20 protein-coding genes are annotated in these 23,390 nt (G+C 70.9%); 12 read left to right on the top strand and 8 right to left on the bottom strand.

Going from position 1 to position 23,390, the window contains the following annotated elements; all coding sequences use genetic code 11:
• The first annotated feature begins 16 nt into the window (after positions 1–16).
• The 3 genes from OG371_RS07345 (at position 17) to OG371_RS07335 (ending at position 3,216) form a co-directional block, all read left to right on the top strand.
• Positions 17–1,480 carry an NAD-dependent succinate-semialdehyde dehydrogenase gene (locus OG371_RS07345; protein WP_329066870.1) on the top strand — a complete coding sequence of 488 codons (1,464 nt, stop codon included), beginning with the start codon at positions 17–19 and terminating at the stop codon, positions 1,478–1,480.
• Complete coding sequence (locus OG371_RS07340) at positions 1,477–2,535, top strand: tartrate dehydrogenase (protein WP_329066868.1); 1,059 nt, start codon at positions 1,477–1,479, stop codon at positions 2,533–2,535. The genes OG371_RS07345 and OG371_RS07340 overlap by 4 nt, the downstream gene beginning before the upstream one ends.
• A gap of 78 nt (positions 2,536–2,613) precedes the next feature.
• Entirely contained in the window at positions 2,614–3,216 is a 603-nt protein-coding gene (locus OG371_RS07335; RefSeq protein WP_329066866.1) for a DUF4262 domain-containing protein, read from the top strand.
• A gap of 67 nt (positions 3,217–3,283) precedes the next feature.
• Here OG371_RS07335 and OG371_RS07330 read toward each other — a convergent pair whose 3' ends face one another.
• The 3 genes from OG371_RS07330 to OG371_RS07320 are packed head-to-tail and all read right to left on the bottom strand — an operon-like array spanning position 3,284 to position 5,504.
• Complete coding sequence (locus OG371_RS07330; protein WP_329066864.1) at positions 3,284–3,979, bottom strand: GntR family transcriptional regulator; 696 nt, start codon at positions 3,977–3,979, stop codon at positions 3,284–3,286.
• Between the two features lie 3 nt (positions 3,980–3,982).
• Positions 3,983–4,717 (bottom strand): maleate cis-trans isomerase family protein, encoded by a 735-nt coding sequence (locus OG371_RS07325; protein WP_329066862.1) that lies wholly within the window; start codon positions 4,715–4,717, stop codon positions 3,983–3,985.
• A gap of 46 nt (positions 4,718–4,763) precedes the next feature.
• Complete coding sequence (locus OG371_RS07320; protein WP_329066860.1) at positions 4,764–5,504, bottom strand: maleate cis-trans isomerase family protein; 741 nt, start codon at positions 5,502–5,504, stop codon at positions 4,764–4,766.
• A gap of 102 nt (positions 5,505–5,606) precedes the next feature.
• On the opposite strand from OG371_RS07320, the gene OG371_RS07315 reads away from it, so the two are divergent.
• The 3 genes from OG371_RS07315 to OG371_RS07305 all read left to right on the top strand — a co-directional run bounded on the left by OG371_RS07315 (position 5,607) and on the right by OG371_RS07305 (position 8,295).
• Positions 5,607–6,599 carry a D-2-hydroxyacid dehydrogenase gene (locus tag OG371_RS07315; protein WP_329066858.1) on the top strand — a complete coding sequence of 331 codons (993 nt, stop codon included), beginning with the start codon at positions 5,607–5,609 and terminating at the stop codon, positions 6,597–6,599.
• The gene (locus tag OG371_RS07310; protein WP_329066856.1) at positions 6,596–7,978 is read left to right on the top strand and encodes an amidase; all 1,383 of its coding nucleotides are present in this window, start codon (positions 6,596–6,598) and stop codon (positions 7,976–7,978) included. Before OG371_RS07315 ends, OG371_RS07310 begins: the two co-directional genes overlap by 4 nt.
• Positions 7,979–8,109: 131 nt before the next feature.
• Positions 8,110–8,295: a hypothetical protein gene (locus tag OG371_RS07305; protein WP_329066853.1), complete on the top strand. Its 186-nt coding sequence runs from the start codon at positions 8,110–8,112 to the stop codon at positions 8,293–8,295.
• 639 nt (positions 8,296–8,934) lie between these two features.
• Here the strand turns inward: OG371_RS07305 and OG371_RS07300 are convergent.
• Complete coding sequence (locus OG371_RS07300; protein ID WP_329066851.1) at positions 8,935–9,609, bottom strand: ArsR/SmtB family transcription factor; 675 nt, start codon at positions 9,607–9,609, stop codon at positions 8,935–8,937.
• A 64-nt stretch (positions 9,610–9,673) separates the two neighbouring features.
• Here OG371_RS07300 and OG371_RS07295 point away from each other — a divergent pair, with 64 nt between their 5' ends.
• Positions 9,674–10,144 carry a MaoC family dehydratase gene (locus OG371_RS07295; protein WP_329066849.1) on the top strand — a complete coding sequence of 157 codons (471 nt, stop codon included), beginning with the start codon at positions 9,674–9,676 and terminating at the stop codon, positions 10,142–10,144.
• Here the strand turns inward: OG371_RS07295 and OG371_RS07290 are convergent.
• Entirely contained in the window at positions 10,116–11,348 is a 1,233-nt protein-coding gene (locus OG371_RS07290; RefSeq protein ID WP_329066847.1) for an MFS transporter, read from the bottom strand. The genes OG371_RS07295 and OG371_RS07290 overlap by 29 nt on opposite strands.
• 121 nt (positions 11,349–11,469) lie before the next feature.
• Between OG371_RS07290 and OG371_RS07285 the strand changes: the two genes are divergently transcribed.
• Complete coding sequence (locus tag OG371_RS07285; protein ID WP_329066845.1) at positions 11,470–12,444, top strand: aldo/keto reductase; 975 nt, start codon at positions 11,470–11,472, stop codon at positions 12,442–12,444.
• 60 nt (positions 12,445–12,504) lie between these two features.
• Here the strand turns inward: OG371_RS07285 and OG371_RS07280 are convergent, their stop codons facing one another.
• Positions 12,505–13,875, bottom strand: coding sequence for a WS/DGAT/MGAT family O-acyltransferase (locus OG371_RS07280; protein ID WP_329066843.1), 1,371 nt, complete (start codon positions 13,873–13,875; stop codon positions 12,505–12,507).
• 774 nt (positions 13,876–14,649) lie between these two features.
• On the opposite strand from OG371_RS07280, the gene OG371_RS07275 reads away from it, so the two are divergent.
• Genes OG371_RS07275 through OG371_RS07260 form a run of 4 tightly spaced genes read left to right on the top strand, consistent with a single transcriptional unit; the run spans position 14,650 to position 20,814 of the window.
• A complete protein-coding gene (locus tag OG371_RS07275) occupies positions 14,650–16,284 on the top strand; it encodes a thiamine pyrophosphate-binding protein (protein ID WP_329066841.1) in 1,635 nt (544 codons plus the stop codon).
• Positions 16,281–18,326, top strand: coding sequence for a hydantoinase/oxoprolinase family protein (locus OG371_RS07270; RefSeq protein ID WP_329066839.1), 2,046 nt, complete (start codon positions 16,281–16,283; stop codon positions 18,324–18,326). The genes OG371_RS07275 and OG371_RS07270 overlap by 4 nt, the downstream gene beginning before the upstream one ends.
• Entirely contained in the window at positions 18,323–20,023 is a 1,701-nt protein-coding gene (locus OG371_RS07265) for a hydantoinase B/oxoprolinase family protein (RefSeq protein WP_329066837.1), read from the top strand. Before OG371_RS07270 ends, OG371_RS07265 begins: the two co-directional genes overlap by 4 nt.
• A 5-nt stretch (positions 20,024–20,028) precedes the next feature.
• On the top strand, positions 20,029–20,814 hold the full coding sequence (locus OG371_RS07260; protein ID WP_329066835.1) for an SDR family NAD(P)-dependent oxidoreductase: 786 nt from the start codon (positions 20,029–20,031) through the stop codon (positions 20,812–20,814).
• 110 nt (positions 20,815–20,924) lie between these two features.
• On the opposite strand, the gene OG371_RS07255 is transcribed toward OG371_RS07260, so the two are convergent.
• Together OG371_RS07255 and OG371_RS07250 are read right to left on the bottom strand one after the other, a co-directional pair.
• Positions 20,925–21,308 (bottom strand): DUF4231 domain-containing protein, encoded by a 384-nt coding sequence (locus OG371_RS07255; RefSeq protein WP_329066834.1) that lies wholly within the window; start codon positions 21,306–21,308, stop codon positions 20,925–20,927.
• 83 nt (positions 21,309–21,391) lie between these two features.
• Positions 21,392–23,374: an NPCBM/NEW2 domain-containing protein gene (locus OG371_RS07250; RefSeq protein WP_329066832.1), complete on the bottom strand. Its 1,983-nt coding sequence runs from the start codon at positions 23,372–23,374 to the stop codon at positions 21,392–21,394.
• Between the last annotated feature and the right edge of the window lie 16 nt (positions 23,375–23,390).

The raw sequence follows: 23,390 nt of genomic DNA, 5'->3' as shown, positions 1-23,390 counted from the left end.
ACAGGGAGTTGGCTGCATGAGCGCGATCAGTGAGGCAGGCGTCGTCGGCGCGGTCGACAAGGAGCTTTTCATCGGCGGCAAGTGGGTGCCGGCGACCGGCGGCCGGACGTTCGACGTCCAGGACCCCTCGACCGGGGCCGTGCTGTGCCAGGTCGCGGACGCCACGCCGGAAGACGGCCTGGCGGCGCTGGACGCGGCTGCCGAGTCGCAGGCGGGCTGGGCCGCCGTCGCGCCCCGCGAGCGCGGCGAGATCCTGCGCCGGGCGTACGACAAGCTGATCGAGCGCCGCGACCAGCTCGCGCTGCTCATGACGCTGGAGATGGGCAAACCGCTCGCCGAGGCCGCTGGTGAGATCACTTACGCCGCCGAGTTCTTCCGCTGGTTCGCGGAAGAGGCCGTGCGCATCGACGGCGGTTACGCGGTCGCCCCGAACGGCGTCGGCCGCTTCCTGGTCACCCGCCAGCCGGTCGGCCCCGCGCTGCTGATCACACCGTGGAACTTCCCGATGGCGATGGGCACCCGCAAGATCGGCCCGGCCGTGGCCGCGGGCTGCACGATGGTGATCAAGCCGGCCGCGCAGACGCCGTTGTCGATGCTCGCGCTCGCCGCGATCCTGGCCGAGGCGGGGCTGCCCGAGGGTGTGCTGAACATCGTCACGACCACGGACGCGGGTGGCGTGATGGAGCCGCTGATCCGCGACGGGCGGGCGCGCAAGCTCTCGTTCACCGGCTCGACCGCGGTCGGCCGCAAGTTGCTGGAGCAGTGCGCGGAGAAGGTGCTGCGCACGTCGATGGAGCTGGGCGGGAACGCCCCGTTCCTGGTGTTCGAGGACGCGGACCTGGACGCCGCCGTCGAGGGCGCGATGCAGGCGAAGATGCGCAACATCGGCGAGGCTTGCACTGCGGCGAACCGGTTTTACGTGCAGCGCGGTGTGGTCGAGGAGTTCTCGCGACGCCTCACCGAGCGCATGCAGGCGCTGCCGATGGGCCGCGGCACCGAGGACGGGGTGGTCGTCGGCCCGCTGATCGACGAGGCCGCGGTGAAGAAGGTCACCGCGCTGGTCGAGGACGCCACCGAGCGCGGCGCGCGCGTGCTGACCGGCGGCGCGGCCGTCGACGGGCCGGGCCACTTCTACCCGGCGACGGTGCTCACCGACGTGCCGGCCGAAGCGCGGCTGGCGGCCGAGGAGATCTTCGGCCCGGTCGCGCCCATCACCCCGTTCGACACCGAGGACGAGGCGGTGGCGAAGGCCAACAACACCGAGTACGGCCTGGTTTCCTACCTCTACACCAGCGATGTGAAGCGCGCGCTGCGCGTCTCGGAGCGGCTGGAGGCCGGCATGATCGGGCTGAACCAGGGCGTCGTGTCGAACCCGGCGGCGCCGTTCGGCGGGATCAAGCAGTCCGGGCTCGGCCGCGAGGGCGGCACGGTCGGTATCGACGAGTTCCTGGAGACCAAGTACATCGCGGTGAGCCTGTGAACGACTACCGGATCGCGAGCATCCCGGGCGACGGGATCGGCGTCGACGTCACGGTGGAGGCCCGCAAGGTGCTCGACGCGGCGGCCGCGAAACACGGCTTCTCCCTGGCGTGGAACGAGTTCGACTGGAGCTGCGAGCGCTACACCAAGGCCGGCGCGATGATGCCGGACGACGGGGTGGACCAGCTGGCGGCGTTCGACGGGATTTTCCTTGGTGCCGTTGGCTTCCCCGGGGTGCCGGACCACGTTTCCCTGTGGGGCCTGCTGATCCCGCTGCGCCGGGCGTTCCAGCAGTACGTGAACCTGCGGCCGGTGCGGCTGCTGCCGGGCACCACGTCGGTGCTCGCGGGGCGCTCCGCCGAGGAGCTGGAAATGGTGATCGTCCGGGAGAACTCCGAGGGCGAGTACTCGGCGATCGGCGGGCGGCACAACGCCGGCCGCCCCGACGAGTTCGTGTTGCAGGAGTCGGTGTTCACGCGGGTGGGCGTGGAGCGGATCATCCGCTACGCGTTCGAGCTGGCGGGCACCCGTTCCGGGCGCGTCACGTCGGCGACGAAGTCCAACGGGCTGATCCACTCGATGCCGTTCTGGGACGAGATCTTCGCCGAGGTCGCGGCCGGCTACCCGGACGTGTGCGCCGAACAGTGCCATGTGGACGCTCTGGCCGCGCGCATGGTGCAGGCACCGGAACGGCTCGACGTGGTCGTCGGGTCGAACCTGTTCGGCGACATCCTGAGCGACCTCGCCGCCGCCGTGACGGGCGGCCTGGGCATGGCACCGTCCGGGAACATCAACCCATCGGGTGAATACCCGTCGATGTTCGAGGCGGTCCACGGGAGTGCCCCGGACATCGCCGGCCAGGGCATCGCCAACCCGGTGGCGCAGATCCTGGCGGGCGCGATGATGCTCGAACACTTGGGTGAAACCGTTGCCGCACAAGCAATCCGCGCAGCCGTGGACGAGGTGCTCACGGCCGGCGCCGAGCTCACCCCCGACCTAGGCGGCACCGCTACCACAACCCGCCTCGGCACGGCGGTGGCCGAAGCCCTCCGCTGATTTTTTGTCGGTACCCCGCGCTTGACTCCTCCTCGTCCCGGCGGAACCCCACCGGGACGAGGGGGAGGAGAGCTTCGGATGTGCTGGTTCTGCGAAAACGGTGTGCCGGACGGAGTTTTATCGGGCAGCGCTCTGCCGGAGAACGTTCTGCCGCCGGGTGTTCTGCCGCAAAGTGTTCCGCCGCAGGGCGTCCTGCCGGAAAGCCAGGTCCGGGAACGGTTCCGCCGCGAACCCGGCCGGGTCGTGGCGGAGTACCTGACCGGAATCCTGGGCCTGATCGATGAGACCGGCTGGATCGTCCAGGCTGTGAGCGCGCGGGATTCACGGCCGGCTTGGGCCTATACCGCGGGTCTGACCGTGCACGGCTTACCGGAACTAGTGGTCACCGGCCTGGATCAGCCGCTGTCGGCAATGGTGCTGAACGCCGTCGCCGCGGAGTCGTTGTCCTCCGGCCCACTTGGGCCGGGCGACGTGCTCACCTTGCGTGGTGGGCCGCCGATGGAGGTTGTGGCGCTGGCGGAGCCTTCGGCGCACCTGTCGCTGGCGATCACCTTGTATGGCCCCGATGTGCGTGCGCTCCAGTTGGTCTACGCGGACGATTCGGGCGCCTTTCCGTGGTCACCGTCCTATCGGGGCGGCCGTGGCGGCCAGCCCGTCCTGGGGGTGCGCGACGATGGCTGAGCACCTTCCGTCGCCACGCCGACCCCACGCCAGTCCGATAGCTCTACCCCGGCTTTTGCTGCAGTGCCTACGGAACAGCCGGCGCCGTGCCCTGTTTCAGGCTCGTGCCGGGCGCCAGGCGCTGCACCGCGTCCTCCATGTGGGCCTCGAGCAGGTGCAGCGCGGTCTCGTCGTCGCCGGCCCGCAGCGCGTCGATGATGCGGGTGTGCTCGTCCACGCGCTCCTCGACTCGCTGGTAGGTGTTCTGCAGCAGGCTCAGGCACATCCGCGTCTCGATCAGCAGGGTGCGGGCCATGCGCACCAGGCGTTTGCTGCCGGAGGCGTTGATCAGTGCCTCGTGGAACCGGAGGTCCGCTGTGGACAGTGCGGTGGGATCGTCGTCGTCCGCGGCGGCGGCCATGTCCGCCACGGTCTGCTCCAGCACGGCCGCCACCGCGTCGCGGTCGCCCCGCAGCGCGCGCAGCAGGGCGGCCCGCTCGACCGCCGAGCGGGCGAGGTAGATGTCGTAGACGTCGCCCGGTTCGAGGTCGATCACAAAGAGCCCGCGGTGGCGTTCGCTGCGCAGCAGGCCTTCCGAGACGAGGTGCTGCATCGCCTCCCGCAGCGGGCCGCGCGAAACCTGGAAGCGGGCGGCCAGGTCGGTTTCGCCGAGCTGGGTGCCGGGCGGCAGCGCACCGGTCATGATCGCGTCGCGCAGCTGCCGCGCGATCACCGCGGCCGTAGACTCGCGGCTGACCGGCTCGATGTCGGGCAAGGTGACCATGGCTCAGCCCCTCGCCCGGAACAGCCGGCCCATCGAACGCACCAGCCTCGTGGTGCCGGTGAGCCGCAGGCCCTCCCACACGGTCACCTGGTTCGCGGTCAGCACCGGCTTGCCGAGCGCGGCCTCGATGGCGTTGATCTCGGCCAGCGTGCGCATCGCGGTGTCCGGCACCAGCACGGCGTCGGCCTCGGCGTGGTCGTGCTGCACGGCCAGGCGCACCACGGCGTCGGGCGCGAGCCGGCCGACCTCGGCGGCCGTGGTGATGTCCGCGCTCGCCATGGAAACCACCTCGATGCCGCCCGCGGCGAGGAACTCCACGAACAGCTGCGCCACGTCGTCGGGGTAGCTGGCCGCCACGGCCACCCGCTTCACTTCCAGCGCCTGCGCGGCGTGCACGAACGCGAAGGAGGTGCTCGAAGCCGGCACCCCGGCCACCCGGGCCAGACCGTCGGCCTGGTCGCGCGCCCCGTCCCAGCCGTACACGAAGCTGCCGGACGTGCAGGCCCAGATCACCGCGTCGGGCTCGTGCTTGGCCAGCAGCGCGGCGCCGTCGGCCAGCCGGGCCTCGCTGCCGAGGTCGAGCAGCTCCGGCACGGCGTGCAGGTCGGTGCCGTAGATGTGCTCCACCGGCAGCCGGATGTCGCCCTGCTCGCTGTCGGTGCCGCCGAGCAGCTGCTGCGCGAGCAGGTAGTCGTCCTCGGCCGCGTGGTCGGGGTAGATGAAGCCGATGGTGGTCACGAAACCTCCGGGATACGCAGATTGTCGACAATGTTAACCGGAACCATCAGGAGACCTCACGCAGCCACCGGCCGGGGCCCACGATGGGCAGGCTCATCCGGCGCAGGCAGGCCCACATGGTCAGCTGGTTCGCGGTCAGCACCGGTTTGCCGAGCGCCGCCTCGAGCGGCTCGATCAGGTCGAACGTCGGCAGATTGGTGCAGCTGACGAAGATCGCCTCGGCCTCGCTGTGGTCGGCGGCCAGGATCCGCTCGGCGATGGTGCGGTAGCTGACCTTCCAGATGCCGCCGCCCAGGCCGAGGTGATCGCTCGAAACGGTGCGCACGCCCAGCTCGCCGAGGAAGTCGTGCAGCTTCCCGGTGAGGTCGGCGTCGTACGGCGTCAGCACCGAGACGTTGCGCAGGTCGAGCTGCTGCAGCACCTCGGCGAGTGCGCCGGAGGTGGTCACGGCGTCGGGCGCGCCCGCGTCGCAGATCGCCTTGGTCAGGGAGCGCTCGTAGTCGATGCCGTTCACGAAGCTGCCGGAGCTGCAGAGGTAAGCCACCACTTCCGGCTCCACGTGCAGCACGTCCCGCGTCGCGGCGGCCAGGTGCCGGCTGTCGCTGACGAGTTGCGCCATCTCCATGCTCACCGGCACCGGCTCGTACGGCGTCCGCGCCAGATGAAGGGAGACATCCATGGGTACCCAACGCCAGAGCTCGCGTTCCAGCGCGAGGTCGAAGGGAGCGATGATGCCGATGCCGCGTTGCGCCAACGGGCCTTCAAACGCGAGGAAGTCCAGATCCAAGGCTCAGCCTCCGGAATCGCCGGTGCAGGTGACACGTCCGGTGCTCCGGGGGTCGTTCCTCGGATTGTTGACAATCATACGAGCCACTTTTACGGTGTCAATGTGATTGCCTCGGAAACCCCCGTCCTGGCGGTGCTCTGCGGGGCAGCCCCACCACCGGACATGGCCGGTATCGAAGCGGCGGCGGTGGTTCGTTACACGGACGCGTCCGGGCTGGGCGAAGCGCTGGCCGGGGCCGACGCGCTGTTCGTGTACGACTTCCTTTCCACGGCCGTGCCCGCCGCCTGGCCGGCCGCGGACCGGCTGCGCTGGCTGCACATCGCCAGCGCGGGTGTGGACCCGGTGCTGTTCCCGGGCCTGCGGGAGAGCGATGTGGTGCTCACGAACTCGCGAGGGGTGTTCGACGACGCCATCGCGGAGTACGTGCTCGGTGTGGTGCTGTCGTTCGCGAAGGACTTCGCGCGGTCGCTCGACCTGCAGCGGGCCGGGAAGTGGTTGCACCGTGAGACCGAGCGGGTCGCCGGGCGCGAGGCGCTGGTCGTGGGCACCGGCCCGATCGGCCGCTCGATCGCCCGGCTGCTGCGCGCGGCGGGCCTGCGCGTGTCCGGCGCGGGACGGCGGCCGCGGACCGGCGACCCGGACTTCGGCGAGGTCCACGACACCGCCGAGCTGGCCCGGCACCTGCCCGCCTACGACTACGTGGTGGCCGTCGCGCCGCTCACCGAAAAGACCAAGGGCATGTTCGACGCACGCGCCTTCGCGGCGATGAAGCCCACCGCCCGGTTCCTGAACGTCGGGCGGGGCGAGCTGGTGGTGACGTCCGACCTGATCGGCGCGCTGCAGGGCGGGCAGATCGCCGGCGCCGCGCTGGACGTGTTCGACACCGAGCCGCTGCCCGCTGACAGTCCACTATGGACAATGCCGGACGTGCTGCTCTCGCCGCACATGTCGGGGGACTTCGTCGGCTGGCGGAACACACTGGTGGAGGTCTTCGCGGCGAACTTCCGCCGCTGGGTGGCCGGGGAGCCGCTGCAGAACGTCGTCGACAAACAGCTCGGGTACGTGCCGACCGAAACACAGGGAGCCAGCGGATGACCGATCGGGAACTGACCGCGAGTGAGCTCGTCGCCGCGTACGCCACGGGGGAGCTGTCCCCGGTGGAGGCGACGCAGAACGCGTTGTCGGCCATCGAGGAACGGGATGGCGAGATCAACGCGTACTGCCTCGTGGACGCCGATCGCGCGCTGGAACAGGCGAAGGCCGCGGAGATCCGGTGGCGTGACGGGAATCCGATCGGCTGGCTCGACGGGGTGCCCGCGTCGATCAAGGACATGTTCCTCACGCAGGGCTGGCCGACGCTGCGCGGGTCCACGAGCATCCCGAAGGACCAGCCCTGGGACGTCGACAGCCCGGTGATGGCGCGGATGCGCGAGGCCGGCCTGGTGGTGCTCGGCAAGACGACCACGCCGGAGATCGCGTGGAAGGGTGTCACCGACAGCGAGCTGACCGGCATCACCCGCAACCCGGTGGACCCGTCGAAAACGGCGGGCGGCTCCAGCGGCGGCAGCGCGGCGGCCGTCGCGGCGGGCATGGGCGGGCTTTCCGTCGGCACCGACGGTGGTGGCTCGGTCCGGATTCCCGCGTCGTTCTGCGGCATCGTCGGCATGAAGCCGACGCACGGCCGGATCCCGCTGTACCCGGCGAGCCCGTTCGGCCCGCTCGCGCACGCCGGGCCGATGGCCTGCAGTGTTGATGACACCGCACTGCTGCTCGACGTCATCGCGACGCCCGACCCCCGCGACCCGGCCGGGCTGGCGCCGCCGGTCGGCACCTACCGCGAGGCCGTGCGGCGTGACGTGCGCGGGCTGATCGCCGCGTTCTCGCCGACGCTCGGTTACGTGGACGTCGACCCGGAGGTGGCGGCCATCGTCGGGGCCTCGGTCAAAGCGCTCGGCGACGCCGGCCTGCAGATCGAGGAAACCGACCCGGGCTTCGAAGACCCCAAGGCCGCCTTCGACATCCTGTGGTCCACCGGCGCCGCGAAGATGCTCGACGGTTTCGGCCCGGGCACCCATGAACGTGTCGACCCCGGCCTGCGCCGGGTGTGGGACTTCGGCAAGCAGTTCTCCGCGAGCGACTACCTCGGCGCCACCGCCGAGCGGGCCGCGCTCGGCATCCTGATGGGCGAGTTCCACACGCGGTACGACGTGCTGATCACGCCGACCGTCCCGATCCCGGCGTTCGAGGCCGGGCACGAGGTGCCGCCGGGCAGCGGGCTGGGCGGGTGGCCGGAATGGACCCCGTTCACCTACCCGTTCAACATGACCCAACAGCCCGCGATCAGCGTGCCGGCCGGCCGGACGGAGGCGGGTTTGCCGGTGGGCTTGCAGATTGTCGGCCCGCGGCATTCGGACGATCTTGTGCTGGCGGTGGCGAAGCTGCTGGAGGAGGTCCGGCCCTGGGCCCGGCACTGACCCACGTCCGGGTGAACTCCGCGGGAGGCGGCCGGAAACTGTGCCAATGTCTCGGCGTGCATTCCACCGGCTGGCGTTATGAACAGGCGATCCCCACCGTAGACATGGCAGGCCGGCCCACTGAGGTAATCGTGGGCCTCATCGAACACGACGACCGCCTCTCGGCCGCCCTGCGCATCGACGGCGGGCCTACCGCCCTGGTCCCCCTGGAAACCGGCGGTGAGCTACTCAAGGCCCTCCGTCAGACCCTCGAGAGCTGGTGGAAACTCGACGGCCACCGCGACATCGCCCCGGAACCCCGCACCGGCGGAAACTGACCGCACCACCGGAACCGGCCGCACTACCGGAGCCTGACGGCGGGGGCTGGAGCTGACGGCACCACCGGAGCCTGACTGCGCGGCCGGAGACCGACCGCGCTGCCGGAATCCGGCCGTCCCACCGGAATTCTGCTGCCTACTGGAATCCGGCTGCCCTGCCGGAATTCGGCAGGGCTACCGGGATTCAGGCAGATCGCCGGTAGCGCTGCCCTATACCTGCGGAAGGCCTGCCCACCGAGCCAAGTCCATCCCTCTCCTTGCCGGTGGGCCAGGAGTGCCGTGTTGTAAGAGGTCCAGTTCGTGCGTCCAGTCAGCCTCGTTGCGGGAGTCCCGCCGCTGCGCGAAGCGTCCTGCGTTTCGAGGGACCCGGTTGCCGTGCCAGCTTCGGCGGGGTGTGGCGGCCCGGCGGGGCCGGAGTTGGTTGTGCTGCGGCACCGCGGCGTCGCTCGGACTCGGTGGAGACCGTGCGAGCCGTGCGGCACTGCGGGTAGCCCCGGCCGCCGCATCAACTCGCCGACCAGCGCTGCGGCAATCCCTGGTCGCCGCGCCGGCTCGCCGGGCAGCGGGAGCCAGGTGGTCGTAGCGAAGTCCGTCGTGCTGCGGCAACCGTGGCCACGCGTCCCGGCCGAACCGGTCGTGCTAGTCGAAACCCAGCTGGGCCAAGTGATTGCGGCCGTTCGGGGTGATTCGCAGGGCCCGGCCAGTGGGGCGGCGGCGCAGCCAGCGCGCGTCGAGCAGAGCGGTCAGCAGGGCCAGGCCCAGGGCGCCCGCGAGGTGGACGCTGCCGTGTGACCAGTCGAGGCAGGCGCGGACAGGCGGGGGTGCCGCGAGGCCCGTGATGCCGAGTGTGGTGAGCAGCGGGTGGTCGAAAGTGTGCACGGCGCCGGTGTCACCGGGATGGAGGTCGTCGACCACGCCGTCCTCGCGCAGGCGCGCCGCGATCGTGACGCCGAGACGGCCGCCGAGGTGGCCGTAACAGGATCGGGCTTCCAGGAGCTGGCCCGTCGGCGGGTCCGGCTGGAGGTGACGGGGCAGCCGCGGCGGGGCGAGCGCGGTCAGGGCCTCCACGAGCTGGGCGACTTCCGGGCCGGCGAGCCGGTGCAACCGTTGCCGGCCGGACTCGGTCACGCGGATCAGGCCGGCGTCGCACAGCCGGCGCAAGTGCGCGCTCGCCGTGGACGGAGCGATGCCCGCGATCGTCGCCAGGCTGTGCGCGGTGTGGGCGTCACCGTCCATCAACTGCAGCAGCATCGCCGCGCGCGCCGGTTCGCCGATCGCCTGCGCGACCGTCGCGATGTCCGGGTCCGCCGTCATCGGTCCAAGATAACCTGCTAACAGTTCGCTGCGGGGCGAAGTGTTGTTGTGGCAGGCTGCCGTCATGACGGAGTTCACGACGCCGATCGACGACCGCTGGTTCGAGGATTACCCGCTCGGGGCGGTGTACGAATTCGGCGAGGCCTTGGTGACCGAAGAGGAGATCCTCGAGTTCGCCGGGCGGTTCGACCCGCAGAGCTTCCACACCGATCCGGTCGCCGCGAAGGAAGGGCCCTTCGGCGGTCTGATCGCCAGCGGCTGGCACACGGCGAGCCTGATGATGCGGATGTTCGCGGACCACTACCTGTCTTCGGTCGCCAGCCTCGGCAGCCCTGGTGTCGACGAGCTGCGCTGGCTGCGTCCCGTCCGGCCGGGGGACAAGCTGTGGATGCGCGCGACCGTCACGGAAACCCGGCTTTCGCAGTCGAAGCCGGACCGCGGGCTGGTCCGCACCCGGATGGAGGTCTTCGACGCCGGCGGCGAGCTGAAGTTGAGCACCACCGCGGTCAACTTCCTGCTGGTGCGCCCGAGCTGACCGGCTCCCGGCGCACCAGGCCGCGGATCTGCCGGCTGCACAGCGCGAGCAGGGTCGACACCACGATCAGCGCGCCGCAGGTCAGCAGCACCGGCTCCCGCCCGAAGGCCTCGACGAGCGGGCCCGCCGCGATCTGCCCGGCGGGCATCGCGATGATCGAGCCCACCATGTCGTAGGAGTACACGCGGGCGAGCCGGTCCTCGGGCACGTTCTCCTGCAGCGAGACGTCCCACACCACGCTGAACTGCTCCATCGCCAGGCCCGCCAGCAGCATCGCCACCAGCAGCGGGACGAGCGTGGGCCACAAGCCGAGGGTTGTCACCGGCAGCGCTTCCGCCGTCACCAGCACCACGCCGGCGAACAGCGCCCGGCGCGGCTGCCAGTGCGCGGCGATGATCCCGCCGACGAGGGCGCCGGCCGTCGACATCGCGAGCGCCAGCCCCCAGCCCGAGCGGCCGAACGTCTCGTCCGCCACCACCGGCCCGATCACCACGAGGGTGCCGAGGCCGGCGGCGTTGACGAAGGCGAACTGCACCACGACGATCCACACCCACGAGCGCGAGCGGAACTCGTGCCAGCCGGCGATCAGGTCGGCGATCGGGTGACTGGCGTCGACCCGCGTGCCGCGCGGCAGCCGGATCCCGCGGTAGGCCGCCGCGGCCGCGAAGAACAGCAAGGAGTTCACCGCCACCGCCCAGCCGGATCCCGCGGCCGCGACCACCACCCCCGCCGTGCCCGCCCCCGCGATGCGGCCGGTGTTGGACAGCAGCCGCAGCAGTGCGTTCGCCTGGCTGAGCAGCGTGCGCGGCACGGTCTGCGACGTGATGGCCGCCGCGGCGGGCAGCGAGATCGCGGACACCGCGCCGTTGAGCAGGCTCAGCCCGACCAGCAGCGGGATCGACGCGAATCCACAAAGGACGCTCACCGCGAGCAGGCCCTGCGTGACGCCCGCCGCGATCTCCGTGCCCTGCATGATCACCGACCGGGGCAGCCGGTCCGCGAGCACTCCGCCGAGCAGCAGCAACACGAGGTTCGCGATCGAGCGCGCGCCCACCACCAGGCCGAGGTCGGCGGCCGAGCCGGTGAGGTCCAGCACCGCGAAGGCGAGTGCGACGGGGGCCACGGAGTTGGCGAAGGTGGCGAGAGTACGGCCGGTCACCAGAGCGCGGAAACCGCGCTGCCGCAAGGGCTCCAGGAGGCTCATCGGCTACCCACCCGGCCGAGTATCCGATCATCGGGACAGGGGCGTCAATCGAGTATCCGGTGGCCGGGATTGATGGTCGGAGGGTGCTGCGAGGGCCGGGCGTCTGTGTTGTGCTGGAGGTATGCGTACGACGATTCTGGGCCGCAGCGGCCTCGAAGTTTCGAGGATCGCCTTCGGCACCTGGCAGCTCAGCGGGCAGTGGGGCGCGTTCGACGAGGACACGGCGATCGCCGCCATCCGGCACGCGCGTGAGCTGGGCGTGACCCTCTTCGACACCGCGCAGGCCTACGGTTCCGGCCAGTCCGAGGCCCTGCTGGGCAAGGCCCTGTGCCACGAACTCGAGCACGACCGTGAAAGCGTGGTCGTCGCGACGAAGGGCGGCACGAAACCCCGTTCGGAACGCGCGCGCGACTCCCGTCGCGAATGGCTGACGAAAGGCGTCGACGACAGCCTGCGCCTGCTGGGCGTCGACCACATCGACCTGTACCAGATCCACTGGCCCGACTCGTTGACTCCGGCCGCCGAGGTCGCCGAAACACTGCAGGGGTTCGTGGACGCCGGGAAGATCCGCCACGCCGGCGTCTCCAACTACAACACCGCGCAGCTCGCCGACTTCGACGAGACGCGCCCCGTGGAAACCCTGCAGCCGCCGTACCACCTCTTTCGCCGTGGCATCGAAACCGATCCGCTGCCCTACGCGCGCGAGCACAACATCGGCGTCCTCGCGTACAGCCCGCTGGCCAGCGGACTGCTCACCGGAACCATGACCACCGACACGGTCTTCGAGGAGTCCGACTGGCGGTCCCGTTCCTCGGCGTTCCTGGGCGAGAACCTGCGCCACAACCTGGAGATCGTCGACAAGCTGGCGGCGTTCGCCGCGGAACGGGGCCTTTCGGTGAGCCAGCTGGCCATCGCCTGGACGCTGGCCCAGCCCGGCATCCACACCGCGATCGTCGGCGCCCGGAAACCACACAACATCGAACAGAGCACCGCGGCCGCGGACGTCGACCTGACGCCCGAAGACCTGGCCGAGATCACGCGCCTCACCGCCGACGCGATCCAGATCGGCGGCGCCAGCCCGGAGGGCATCGCCTGACGTCGCGTTCGTGCCGGGATCCCGTGCGGCTGCGGGAAAAGCCGTCGCCGCGCTGGCCGCTCACCGCACCCCGGCGGCTCCTTCCAGCTCCGCCAGCGCGGTGTCCAGGTGCGTCAGGATCCGCTGCAGGTGCGGCACGCTCCGGCGGCATCCGGTGATCCCGAAGTCGAGGTTGTCGCCGTTGCTGGTCAGCGTGATGTTGAGGGCCTGGCCGTCCAGCAGCACCGAGGCCGGGTAGATGCCGTCGAGGGTGGCGCCGTTCCAGTACATCTGCTTGCGCGGGCCGGGCACGTTGGAGATCACCAGGTTGAACGGCGGCCGGGTGTTGTTGACGACGCCGGGCAGCGGTGAGACGCCCAGCTGGGCCACGTTGACGCCGGACAGCAGCAACGTCTGCAGTGGCGTGAGCTCCGAGAACAGTTTCTTCCCGTTGCGCATGGACAGGTGCACGGCCGCCAGCCGCTGCGCCGGGTCCGTCAGGTCGGTGCCGAGGTTGCACAGCAGCGCGCCGATGTTGTTGCCCGAGGCCTCGCCGGCGTCGGTCTTGCGCCGCAGTGAGACCGGCACCATGGCGATCAGTGGCGCGTCCGGCAGCGCGCTCTGCTCGATCAGGTAATCGCGCAGGGCGCCGGAGCACATGGCCAGCACCACGTCGTTGCGCGAGACGCCGGCCGCGGTCGCGATCGCCTTGACCCGGTCCAGCGACCAGGACTGCGCCGCGAACCGCCGGGCGCCGCCGATCGGCACGTTCAGCATCGTTTTCGGCGCCTGCATCGGCAGCGTCAGTGTGTGCTCGCGGAAGGCTTCCCGCGCGACTTTCGCCGCCGCCGGCGCGATCCCGGCGACCTGGCCGAAGGTCTTGCCCGCGGTCTCCAAGAACGACGACGGCGCCTTGCCGTTGTGCTTGTTTTCGGTCTGGCGCGTGCCCCACGGCGGCGGGCAGTTCAGGTCGTCCGGGTCGTCGGACAGGGTGCCCTGGAGGTGGCGCAGTGCGGAGACGCCGTCCATCAGCGCGTGGTGGACCTTGGTGTAGACGGCGAATCTCCCGTCCTGCAGGCCCTCGATGAGATGGGTCTCCCACAGCGGCCGGTGCCGGTCGAGCAGGGTGCTGTGCCAGCGCGAGGTGAGTTCGAGCAGCTCGCGGATGCGGCCCGGCTGGGGCAGCGCGGAGTGCCGGAAGTGGTAATCGAGTTCCAGCTCCGCGTCGGTGGACCACGAGACGTGACCGAGGGTGTTCACCGGACGGCTAGGCCGCCGCCGGAAGACGCTGCGCATGTTGTCCGAGTCGAGCATGCTGCGGCGCAGGTCGCGCAGGTAGTTGCCGTCCGCGCCTTCGGGTTTGCGGAACAGCTGGAGGCCGCCGACGTGCATCGGGTGCTCGCGGGTCTCGACCAGGAGGAACATCGAGTCGGTCACAGGCATCAACGGCATTCGGCCCACCTTCCGCGCGCCAAGGCGCTTCGTCGCGCCCGGAGCACGAAGTCTACGCACGATCTCCCCGGTTGCCACCGGCCTGACACTGGCGATTATGGCCCTCCCAGCCGCGTCCTTCCCGGCTGGCGCCGATCTTGTCCACAGCCACCCCGCGATGTGGACAACTCCGCTCTCCCGATGGCCGTTTTGCCGGTTCCGGGGGTGGGCGGCGGTAGGCTGGGCATGGGACGCCCCCCGAGGAGGGCGGGGGTTTGTCCGGCTGGGGGTTGGGGTTGGTTGTGGCTTGCCGCGTTGGTGTTCTGCCTGGTGGGTGGTGACTGACAGGTGGGCGACGGGGCGGTGAAGTGGGGTTGCGCGGCCGGGCCGGGCCGGGCCGGGGCGGGGTGCGCGTGGCGGTTGCGGGGAAGCGGCCGGGCGTGTGACGAACGCGCTGACGGGGACTGTGTCGGCTCGGGAACGCTGACGGGGACTGTGTCGGGAGCGTTGACGAGTGCACTGACCGGACTGTGCCGACGGCGGCATGCCGAACGAGTACGCGGAATGAAAACCGCGCCGACCAGAGCGTGCTGAAGGCCGTGAAGGCCGTGCTGGGCCAAGGGCGCATCGAACGGGTCCCCGTCCCTGCCAAGGGAACCAAGGAAGCCGAGAGAGCCCAGGAAGCCAAGAGCCGTGTGTGGCCAAGGTGAGCTGAACCCCGCCTTTTCACCGGTGACAAACCATGTCCGGTGACGTCCGTGCGGCGGCTCGGGCGGGGCGGATACCATCGCGGCCGTGGCAGGACGGACTGGTGCTCAGCATCTGGGCGACGCGCTGAAGGCACTCGGGACCGACGTCGTCTTCGGACTTCCCGGGGTGCACAACCTGCCGTTGTGGGAGGCGTTGGCGGAGGCCGGGATCCGGATCGTCAATGTCCGGCACGAACAGACCGCGGGGTATGCGGCGGACGGTTATGCCCGCGCCACCGGGAAACTCGGCGTCGCGCTGGTGACGACCGGGCCGGGGGCGGCGAACACGCTCGGGGCGGTCGGGGAGGCGATGGCTTCGGCCGCGCCGGTGCTGGTGGTGGCGACCGACATTCCCTCCACGCTCAAGCGGCCCGGAGTCGTGCGCGGGGTGCTGCACGAGACGTCCGATCAGCAGGCCATGTTCGCGCCCGTCACCAAGGGCGGCTTCACCGTGCACCGCGCCGACCAGATCGGCACCACCGTGCACCGGGCGGCGCGGCTGGCCCTTCAGCCGCAGACCGGGCCGGTTTATCTCGGCATTCCCACGGACTACTTGCGGGAGAAGTCCGAGTCGCGCGAGCCGCCCGCGACGCCGGCCGAAGGGGTGCTCGACCTGCCTGACCTCGCGCGTGCCGCGGATCTGCTGTCGGGCGCGCGCCGGCCGCTGATCTGGGCCGGCGGCGGGGCGCTGCGGGCCGAGGCGGGCGAGGCGATCGGACGGCTGGCCGAGCGACTGGCCGCGCCGGTGATCACCACGTTCGCCGCCCGCGGGCTGCTGCCGCTCGATCATCCTTGCCTGGCCCCGAATCCCGTGCACTCGCCCGAGGTCGGCGAGCTGTGGGACGAGGCCGACGTCGTGCTCGCCATCGGCACCGACTTCGACGGCCTGATGACGCAGAACTGGCTGATGCCGCAGCCGCCGAAGCTGATCGCGGTGAACGTCGACGCCGACGACGCCGCCAAGAACTACCCGCCGGACATCACGCTCGTCGGCGACGCCCGTCGCGTGGTCGAGTCGCTGCGCCCGGCGAGCCGGCCCGGGCTGCCCGAGCTGACCACGCGCCTCGGCGCGATCAGCCGGCGGGTGCGCCAGCGCATCCGCGACGAGGACCCGCAGGCCGCCGACTTCCTGTCCACTTTGGAGGAGGTGCTCCCGGAAGACGCCGTGCTGGTGTCCGACATGTGCGTCGCCGGCTACTGGGTCGGCGGCTTCCACCGCGTCCGCGGCCCGCGCAAGCTCGCTTACCCGATGGGCTGGGGCACACTCGGCTACGGCTTCCCGTCCTCGCTCGGCGCCGCGGCCGCGGAGACCGGCCGCGTCATCTGCGTGACCGGCGACGGCGGTTTCCTCTACGCCGTCGGCGATCTCGCCACGCTGGCCGAGGAGCAGCTGCCGGTAACGGTGGTGGTGGTCGACGACGGCGGTTACGGCATGCTCCGCTACGACCAGGAGCAGGAGGGCCTGCCGCACCGCGGCGTCGACTGGGACAGCCCGGACTTCGTCGGCCTGGCGCGCTCGTTCGGTGTGCACGCGGACCGGGTGGCCGGCTTCGGCCGCGCGTTCCGGCGGCTGCTGAGCGAGTTCATCGAGTCCGGCGAGCCGAACGTGCTGGTGGTGCGGGCGAAGCTGAAGCCGCCGCTGAACACTTCCCCGCGGTGGTACCGCAGGCAGGGCCGATGACCGGCCTGCGGGTCGGCGTCGACATCGGCGGTACCTTCACGGATCTCTGCGTGGTCGACGCGACCGGCGTGGTCGCCGTCGGCAAAGTGCTCACCACGCACGACGAGCCCGCCCGCGCGGTCGCGGACGGCCTGGCCGAGACGTTCGCCAAAGCCGGCCTGAATCCCGGCGACGTCGACCAGCTCGTGCACGGCACCACCCTGGTCACCAACGCGCTGATCGAACGCAAGGGCGCACGCACCGCGCTGCTGGCCACCGCCGGCTTCCGCGACGTGCTCGAGATGCGCCGCGAGCACCGTTACGAGCTGTACGACCTGGGCATCGAGCTGCCCGAGCCGCTGGTGCCGCGGTACCTGCGCTTCGACGTGCCGGAGCGGATTCTCGCCGACGGAACCGTCCACACCGGACTAGACGAGGAGTACGTCGCCCGGCTCGGCCGGGAGCTGGACGCACGCGGCGTCGAGGCCGTTGCCGTCTGTTTCCTGCACGCCTTCACGAATCCGGAGCACGAGCGGCGGGCCGGCGCCATCCTCGCCCGCGTCGCGCCGCGGCTGCGCGTGGCGCTTTCGTCCGATGTGGTGCCGGAGATCCGGGAGTTCGAACGGACTTCCACCACCGTCGCGAACGTCTACGTGCAGGACCTCGCCGAGCGCTACCTGGCCGATCTCGAACGCCGCCTGCACGGCCTCGGCGTGCGACCGGCCCCGCACATCATGCTTTCCCACGGCGGGATCGCGACCGTGGCCACGGCCGCGAAGTACCCGATCCGCATCCTCGAGTCCGGCCCGGCCGGCGGCGCGCTCGCGGCGTCCGCCTTCGGCGCAAAAGCGGGGGAAAACGACCTGCTGGCGTTCGATATGGGCGGCACCACGGCGAAGCTCTGCCTGGTCGCGGACGGCGCCCCGCTGGTGACGCACGAGTTCGAAGTGGACCGCAAGTACCGCCTGCTGCCCGGTTCCGGCCTGCCGGTGAAGGTGCCGGTGACGGACATGATCGAGATCGGCGTCGGCGGCGGCTCGATCGCGCGGATCAACCGGCTCGGCCTGCTCACCGTCGGCCCGGATTCCGCGGGCTCCAAACCAGGCCCGGCCTGTTACGGCCGTGGCGGCACCGAGCCGACCGTCACCGACGCCGACCTGCTGCTCGGTTACCTCGACCCGGCCTACTTCCTCGGCGGCGGCATGGCCCTCGACGTCGGCGCCGCCCGCGAAGCCGTGCGCACGCGGATCGCGGAACCGCTCGGCGTCAGCGTCGAGGAGGCGGCCTGGGGCATCCACACCAGCGTCAACGAGGACATGGCGAACGCCGCGCGCGTGCACGCCGTCGAGCGCGGCAAGGACCCGGCGAAGCTGCCGATGTACACCTTCGGCGGAGCCGGCCCGGTGCACGGCGCGGGGGTCGCGCGGGCCTTGGGCGCGCCGACGGTCGTGGCGCCGCCCGCGGCCGGAGTGCTGAGCGCACTGGGTTTCCTGACCGCGCCGCTCGCGTTCGACTTCGTGCGTTCGGCCCGCGCCGCCGTGCTGGACCTGTCCTGGGACGAGGTCGACGCGCTGTTCGCCGAGATGGAGGCCGAAGGCGCCGCGCTGCTCCAGGGCCCGGCCGAGGTGACGCACCGCCGGATCGCCGAAATGCGTTACGCCGGACAGGGTTACGAGGTCCGGGTGCCGGTCCGCGGCGGCTCCTGGCCGGAGACGCTGGTTTCGGACTTCACGGACGTCTACCGCTCGCTGTACCGGCGGACCGGGCCGGCGGTGGCGGTTGAAGTGCTGAACTGGCGGGTGGTCTCGTCGACCCCCGCGCCGGAGGTTTCCTTGCGGCTCAAGGAAATCGCGGCCGGTGACGCGCACAAGGGCCGCCGTCCGGCCTACTTCCCGGCCGAAGGTGGATTTGTCGACACGGCGGTGTTCGACCGGTACCGGCTGCCACCGGGGTCCCGGCTCGAGGGCCCGGCGATCGTCGAAGAACGAGAGTCCACTGTGGTCGTTCCGCCCGGCGCCCGCTGCGAAGTACGCGCGGACGCGAGCCTGGCGGTGATCGTGTGACGGTCGACCCGATCCTCGTCGGCGTGCTCGGCAACCGGCTGCACTCGATCCTCGCCGAGCAGCAGAACGCGCTGGTCAACACCGCGTTCTCGGCCGTGGTCCGCGAATCGCTCGACCTCGCGTGCGCGGTGTTCGACTCACGCGGCGAGATGATCGGCCAGTCCGTCGGCGGCACCCCCGGGCACATCAACGCGATGGCGACCGGCATGCACCACTTCGTCGCCGCGTACCCGCCGGAAACGCTGGAGCCCGGCGACGTCCTGCTCACCAACGACCCGTGGCTGACCGCCGGGCAGATCAACGACATCACCGTGGCGACGCCGGTGTTCGCGGGCGGGCGGCTGGTCGCGTGGTTCGCCTCGTGCTGCCACGCGCCGGACATCGGCGGAAGGCTCGTTTCGGCCGAGGCGACCGAGGTCTTCGAGGAGGGGCTCCGGCTGCCGATCCTGAAGTTCCTGCGGGCCGGCGAGGTGAACGCGGATCTGGAACGGCTGATCCGCGCGAACGTGCGCACGCCGGAGGAGACCATCGGCGACCTGTACGCGCAGGTCACCGGCAACGAGGTCGGGGCCGCGAGCCTGGTGCGGCTGCTCGCGGAGTTCGGGCTGGAGACGCTCGACGACATCGCCGCGGAGATCATGGACCGCTCCGAGCGCGCGCTGCGCGAGGCGATCGCGAACCTGCCGGACGGCGTCCACCACAACGAGTTGGTCACCGACGGCTTCGACGACGAGGAAGTCGTGCTGCGCGTGGCCGTCACGATCGCGGGCGACGAGATCCACGTCGACTTCGCCGGATCGTCGCCGCAGAGCCGTCGCGGGATCAACGTGGTGCTGAACTACACCCGCGCGTACGCGTCGTTCGCGGTGAAGGCGGCGATCTCGCCGGAGGTGCCGCACAACGCGGGCTCGTTCCGTCCCGTGCACGTGACCGCGCCGGAGGGCTCGGTGCTCAACTGCCGGCCGCCCGCGCCCGTGGCGTCACGGCATCTGATCGGGCATTTCCTGCCGTCGCTGCTGATCGGGGCGCTGCCGGGGCACGCGGTCGCGCCGAGCGCCGACGCGCTGTGGATGACGATCTGGCGCGGCGAGGGCTTCATGCTGAACGTCTTCCAGACCGGCGGCATGGGCGCGCGCCCGGCGAAGGACGGCCTGAACACCACCGGATTCCCGAGCGGCCTGCGCTCGACGCCGACCGAGGTGATCGAGACGATGGCGCCGCTGGTGCAGCACGAGCGGGCGTTGCGCGTGGATTCCGGCGGCGCCGGGGAGTACCGCGGCGGCCTCGGCCAGCGGACCACGATGGCCGCGCGCGAGCAGATTTCCTGGAGTGTCAACGGGAACGTCGACCGCGTGCGACAGGCAGCGTCCGGTGTGGACGGTGGCAAAGCCGGTGCCGTCGGGCGGTTCGGCCTGGTCGACGGCCCGGACCTGCCGTCGAAGAGCCGCGTCGCGCTCGGGCCCGGCGACGAGGTCGACGTGGTGCTGCCCGGTGGCGGCGGCAATGGCGACCCACACCGGCGGGCGCCTGAGGACGTGTTCGACGACGTCGTGGCCGGGTACGTTTCGGCTGAAGCCGCCCGCGCCGTCTACGGTGTGGTGATCCGTTACACCGGCGCGCCGGACGCGCTGGTCCGGCTGCCCGGGGACTACGAGTTCGACGCGGCCGGAACCGCACAGCTGAGAGCGAGGGACTGAACGTCATGGGTCGGTTGGCCGGCAAGGTCGCGGTGGTTTTCGGTGGCGCGCGGGGGATCGGGCTCGCCACGGTGCGGGAGTTCGTCGCCGAGGGCGCGACGGTGTTCGCGAGCGACATCCGCGAGCCCGAGTCGCCGGTCGAGGGCGCGCAGTACGCCCTCGCGGACGCGACGGACGAGGAGCAGGTCGCGACCTTCGTGGCCGGCGCGCTGGCCACGGCCGGGCGGATCGACGTGCTGGTCAACAACGTCGGCATCCACCTGGCGAAGCCGCTGGCCGAAACCACGCTCGAGGAGTTCGACAACATTTTCGCGCTGAACGTGCGCGCGGCCTTCCTCGGCACCCGCGCGGTGCTGCCGCACATGATCGAGCAGCGCGCGGGCAGCATCGTCACGACCTCGTCGAACGGCGGGATGATGGGCCGCCCCGCCGACCCGGTTTACAACGCCACGAAGCACGCACTCGTCGGCCTGACGAAGTCGATCGCGGTGGCGCACGCGCACCAGGGCATCCGCGCGAACACCGTCAACCCGGGCGCCATCGACACCGACATGCTGCGCTCGACGCTCGCGTCGCCGGACGACTTCGAAGCCAAGCAGCACCAGCTCGTGGCCAGCACCCCCGCCGCCCGCGTCGGCGAGGCGTGGGAAGTGGCGAAGGCCATCGTTTTCCTGGCCAGCGACGAATCCCGGTTCATCAGCGGCGCGGTGCTCCCGGTGGACGGCGCCAAGGCCGCCGGGGCGATGCCCTCGAACCGCTACAGCGTGGACTTCGACCTCGGCGTTCGCTGAGGTTCACGGGGCCTTCTCCCCGTGCGGGGATGGCGACGGTGTGGCGGCGAGCTGTTGACGGCGGTTGAGCCAGCCGCTCCGTGAAGCGGCGGCGAGGTCGTCGTTGCGGATCACGAGCGTGCGCACCGCTTCGGTGTCTTCCGTTCGTACGGCTCGATGCGGTAGAGGAACGCGCTGGCCTCCCGTTCCAGATCGAACCGGAGCCGGACGTACTCGACCCAGTCGTCGTGGAAGCCCAGCACGGTGCGCACGGTCGTGGCGATCAGCACGACGGCCCCGGCGATCGCGCTCAGCGCCACGTCCCACCGCAGCGCGGCGAACACCGGCACGGCCGCCGCGGCGACCACGCTGACCACCTCGGCGGTCACGTAGTTCCGGCGGCTGCTCCGGGCCCGCCGCCGGAACCACGACCACCGCCGGACCACCACCTCCGGCAGCGGCCGGCCGCCCCGCTCCCCGGTCAGCATCCAGTGCTCGGCCTCGGTTTTGCCCATGCCCCATTGTCCCGGCCCGCGCCCGGACGCGGAACGGCCCGCCCGGGTTTCCCCGAGCGGGTCGTCCGTCCGGCCGGGACTGCTCAGCAGGTGACCGCCGCGTTGGCCCAGTCGGCGTGGTCGGTGTTGTTGCCGTCGCCGCCGTCGGTGACGATGAGGTCCAGCATCTGGACGCCCTTGAGCGGCACGTTCAGCGTTTGCGCCGGGGCGCCGTGCCGGAAGACGCCGGTCGAGGCCAGGGTTTTCCCGTCACCGTGGACCTCGAAGGTGATGCTGCCGGTGGCGAACTCGTCGTCCAGGCCGACCACCGAGCTGAACGAGGTGCATCCGCCGCCGAGGTAAACGCGGACCAGCGAAGGCGCGTGCGCCCCGAGGCCGTCCGGGTAGACCTGGCCGTTGATGGTGATCGGGTTGCCGTCGCCGGCCTGGTTCTCGCCGTTGCTGGTGCCGCGCTCCACCGGGCCCCAGCCGTTTTCGCTGACCACGAACGGCGCCTTCGACATCGGGTTCACGCCCGGCGGCAGCGGGGTGACCACCGGTCCGCTGGCGTCGGCCGACAGTTTCCGGGCGCCCCAAGCGGTCAAGTACGAGACGTCCGCGGACATGGAAACCTTGTCACCACTGGGATTCACCGGTTGCACCTGCACCGATTGCTGCCAGGTCTTGCCCGGCAGCACCACGGGCACGAACATGTCGCCGCGCCCGTCGAGCCGCCAGCCGGCCGGCGCGGTCACCTTCACCCGCGCGGCGGCGACCGGGGTGCTGCCGTCGTTGGTCAGGCTCAGTTTCACGGTGAACGGCTTGCCCGCGGGGAAGTACGCGCCCGGGTCGAGGGAGAACGTCGTGGACGGCGCGGCGGTGGGGGCCTTCGTCGGCCAGACGCGGAAGACCGCGGAGCCGTGGCTGGGCACGAGGGCCCGCAGCGTGCCGGTGCTCTCGGTGTCGGTACCGGTCCACAGGTCGCGGACGCGGAAGTCCTTGCCGGACAGGCCGAGCTCGGCGGCGCTGCTGGTCATCGTGGCGCCGCTCAGCCCGCGGTTGAACAGCACCACGGCGGCCGAGCCGTCGGACATCGGCTTGGACCAGACCTCGGTGTCGCCGTCGTCGCGGACCTTGTGCCCCTGCGTGCCGGCGAAGTCCTGGTCGAGCGCGACGATGTCCTTGTTCTCCAGGATCTTCTTGGTGGCGTCGGGCATCGTGCGGATGTCGTTGCCCGCCAGCAGTGGCGCGTTCATCAGCGACCAGAGCGCGAAGTGCGAGCGGTACTCGGCGTCGGTCATGCCGCCGTTGCCGACCTCGAGCATGTCCGGGTCGTTCCAGCCACCCGGGCCGGAGTACTTCTCGAGCCCCACCTGCTGGTCCAGGATGCCGGTCATGCTGGCCCAGTTGTCGCTGATGTCGCCGGTGGTGCGCCACAGCTGCGCGCCGGAGCTCTTGCCCCACAGCCACGGCTGGTTCTCGCCCCACTCGCACAGCGCGTAGACCATCGGACGGCCGGTCTTCTTGATCGCGTCGCCCATCTTCGTGTAACGCTCGATCGCCGGGCGGCCCTGGTTGTTGCAGTTGTCGTACTTGAGGTAGTCCACGCCCCAGTCCGCGAAGGTCTGCGCGTCGACGTCCTCGTGGTCGAGCCCACCGGGCATGGTCTGCGCGCAGGTCATCGTGCCCGCGCTGGTGTAGATGCCGAGCTTGAGGCCCTTCGCGTGCACGTAGTCGGCCAGGGCCTTGATTCCGCTCGGGAAACGCTGGTGGTTGGGCTCGAACTTCCCCTCGGCGTTGCGGTCGTGCTCGGCCCAGCAGTCGTCGATGTTGACGTACTGGTAGCCGGCGTCCTTCAACCCGGAGCTGACGATGGCGTCCGCGGTCTCGCGGATCAGCTCCTCGTTGATGTTGCAGCCGAACTTGTTCCAGCTGTTCCAGCCCATCGGCGGCAGCGCGCCGGCGGCCTGCTGGGCGGCGAACGGGGCCGGGGCGGCCGGTGCGGCCACGGCGGCCGGGGTGGTGAAGGCGGTGGTCAAGCCCGCGGCCAGTGCACTGACGGCCAGCAGACCCACAAGACGACGCATAGATTCCTCCAGGAGT

The sequence above is a fragment of the Amycolatopsis sp. NBC_01480 genome, assembly GCF_036227205.1.
In the GTDB taxonomy this organism is placed as follows: Bacteria; Actinomycetota; Actinomycetes; order Mycobacteriales; family Pseudonocardiaceae; genus Amycolatopsis.
The sequence above is the reverse complement of the archived record's forward strand: the minus strand, read 5'-3'. Positions and strand labels throughout refer to the sequence as shown.

Excerpts from the sequence above, each read along its gene's own strand:
- OG371_RS07280 (WP_329066843.1), bottom strand. The coding sequence starts at position 13,875 with ATGCCGTTGATGCCTGTGACCGACTCGATGTTCCTCCTGGTCGAGACC.
- OG371_RS07260 (WP_329066835.1), top strand. The coding sequence starts at position 20,029 with ATGGGTCGGTTGGCCGGCAAGGTCGCGGTGGTTTTCGGTGGCGCGCGG.
- OG371_RS07290 (WP_329066847.1), bottom strand. The coding sequence starts at position 11,348 with ATGAGCCTCCTGGAGCCCTTGCGGCAGCGCGGTTTCCGCGCTCTGGTG.
- OG371_RS07285 (WP_329066845.1), top strand. The coding sequence starts at position 11,470 with ATGCGTACGACGATTCTGGGCCGCAGCGGCCTCGAAGTTTCGAGGATC.
- OG371_RS07335 (WP_329066866.1), top strand. The coding sequence starts at position 2,614 with ATGTGCTGGTTCTGCGAAAACGGTGTGCCGGACGGAGTTTTATCGGGC.
- OG371_RS07345 (WP_329066870.1), top strand. The coding sequence starts at position 17 with ATGAGCGCGATCAGTGAGGCAGGCGTCGTCGGCGCGGTCGACAAGGAG.
- OG371_RS07270 (WP_329066839.1), top strand. The coding sequence starts at position 16,281 with ATGACCGGCCTGCGGGTCGGCGTCGACATCGGCGGTACCTTCACGGAT.
- OG371_RS07295 (WP_329066849.1), top strand. The coding sequence starts at position 9,674 with ATGACGGAGTTCACGACGCCGATCGACGACCGCTGGTTCGAGGATTAC.
- OG371_RS07330 (WP_329066864.1), bottom strand. The coding sequence starts at position 3,979 with ATGGTCACCTTGCCCGACATCGAGCCGGTCAGCCGCGAGTCTACGGCC.
- OG371_RS07250 (WP_329066832.1), bottom strand. The coding sequence starts at position 23,374 with ATGCGTCGTCTTGTGGGTCTGCTGGCCGTCAGTGCACTGGCCGCGGGC.
- OG371_RS07310 (WP_329066856.1), top strand. The coding sequence starts at position 6,596 with ATGACCGATCGGGAACTGACCGCGAGTGAGCTCGTCGCCGCGTACGCC.
- OG371_RS07300 (WP_329066851.1), bottom strand. The coding sequence starts at position 9,609 with ATGACGGCGGACCCGGACATCGCGACGGTCGCGCAGGCGATCGGCGAA.
- OG371_RS07255 (WP_329066834.1), bottom strand. The coding sequence starts at position 21,308 with ATGGGCAAAACCGAGGCCGAGCACTGGATGCTGACCGGGGAGCGGGGC.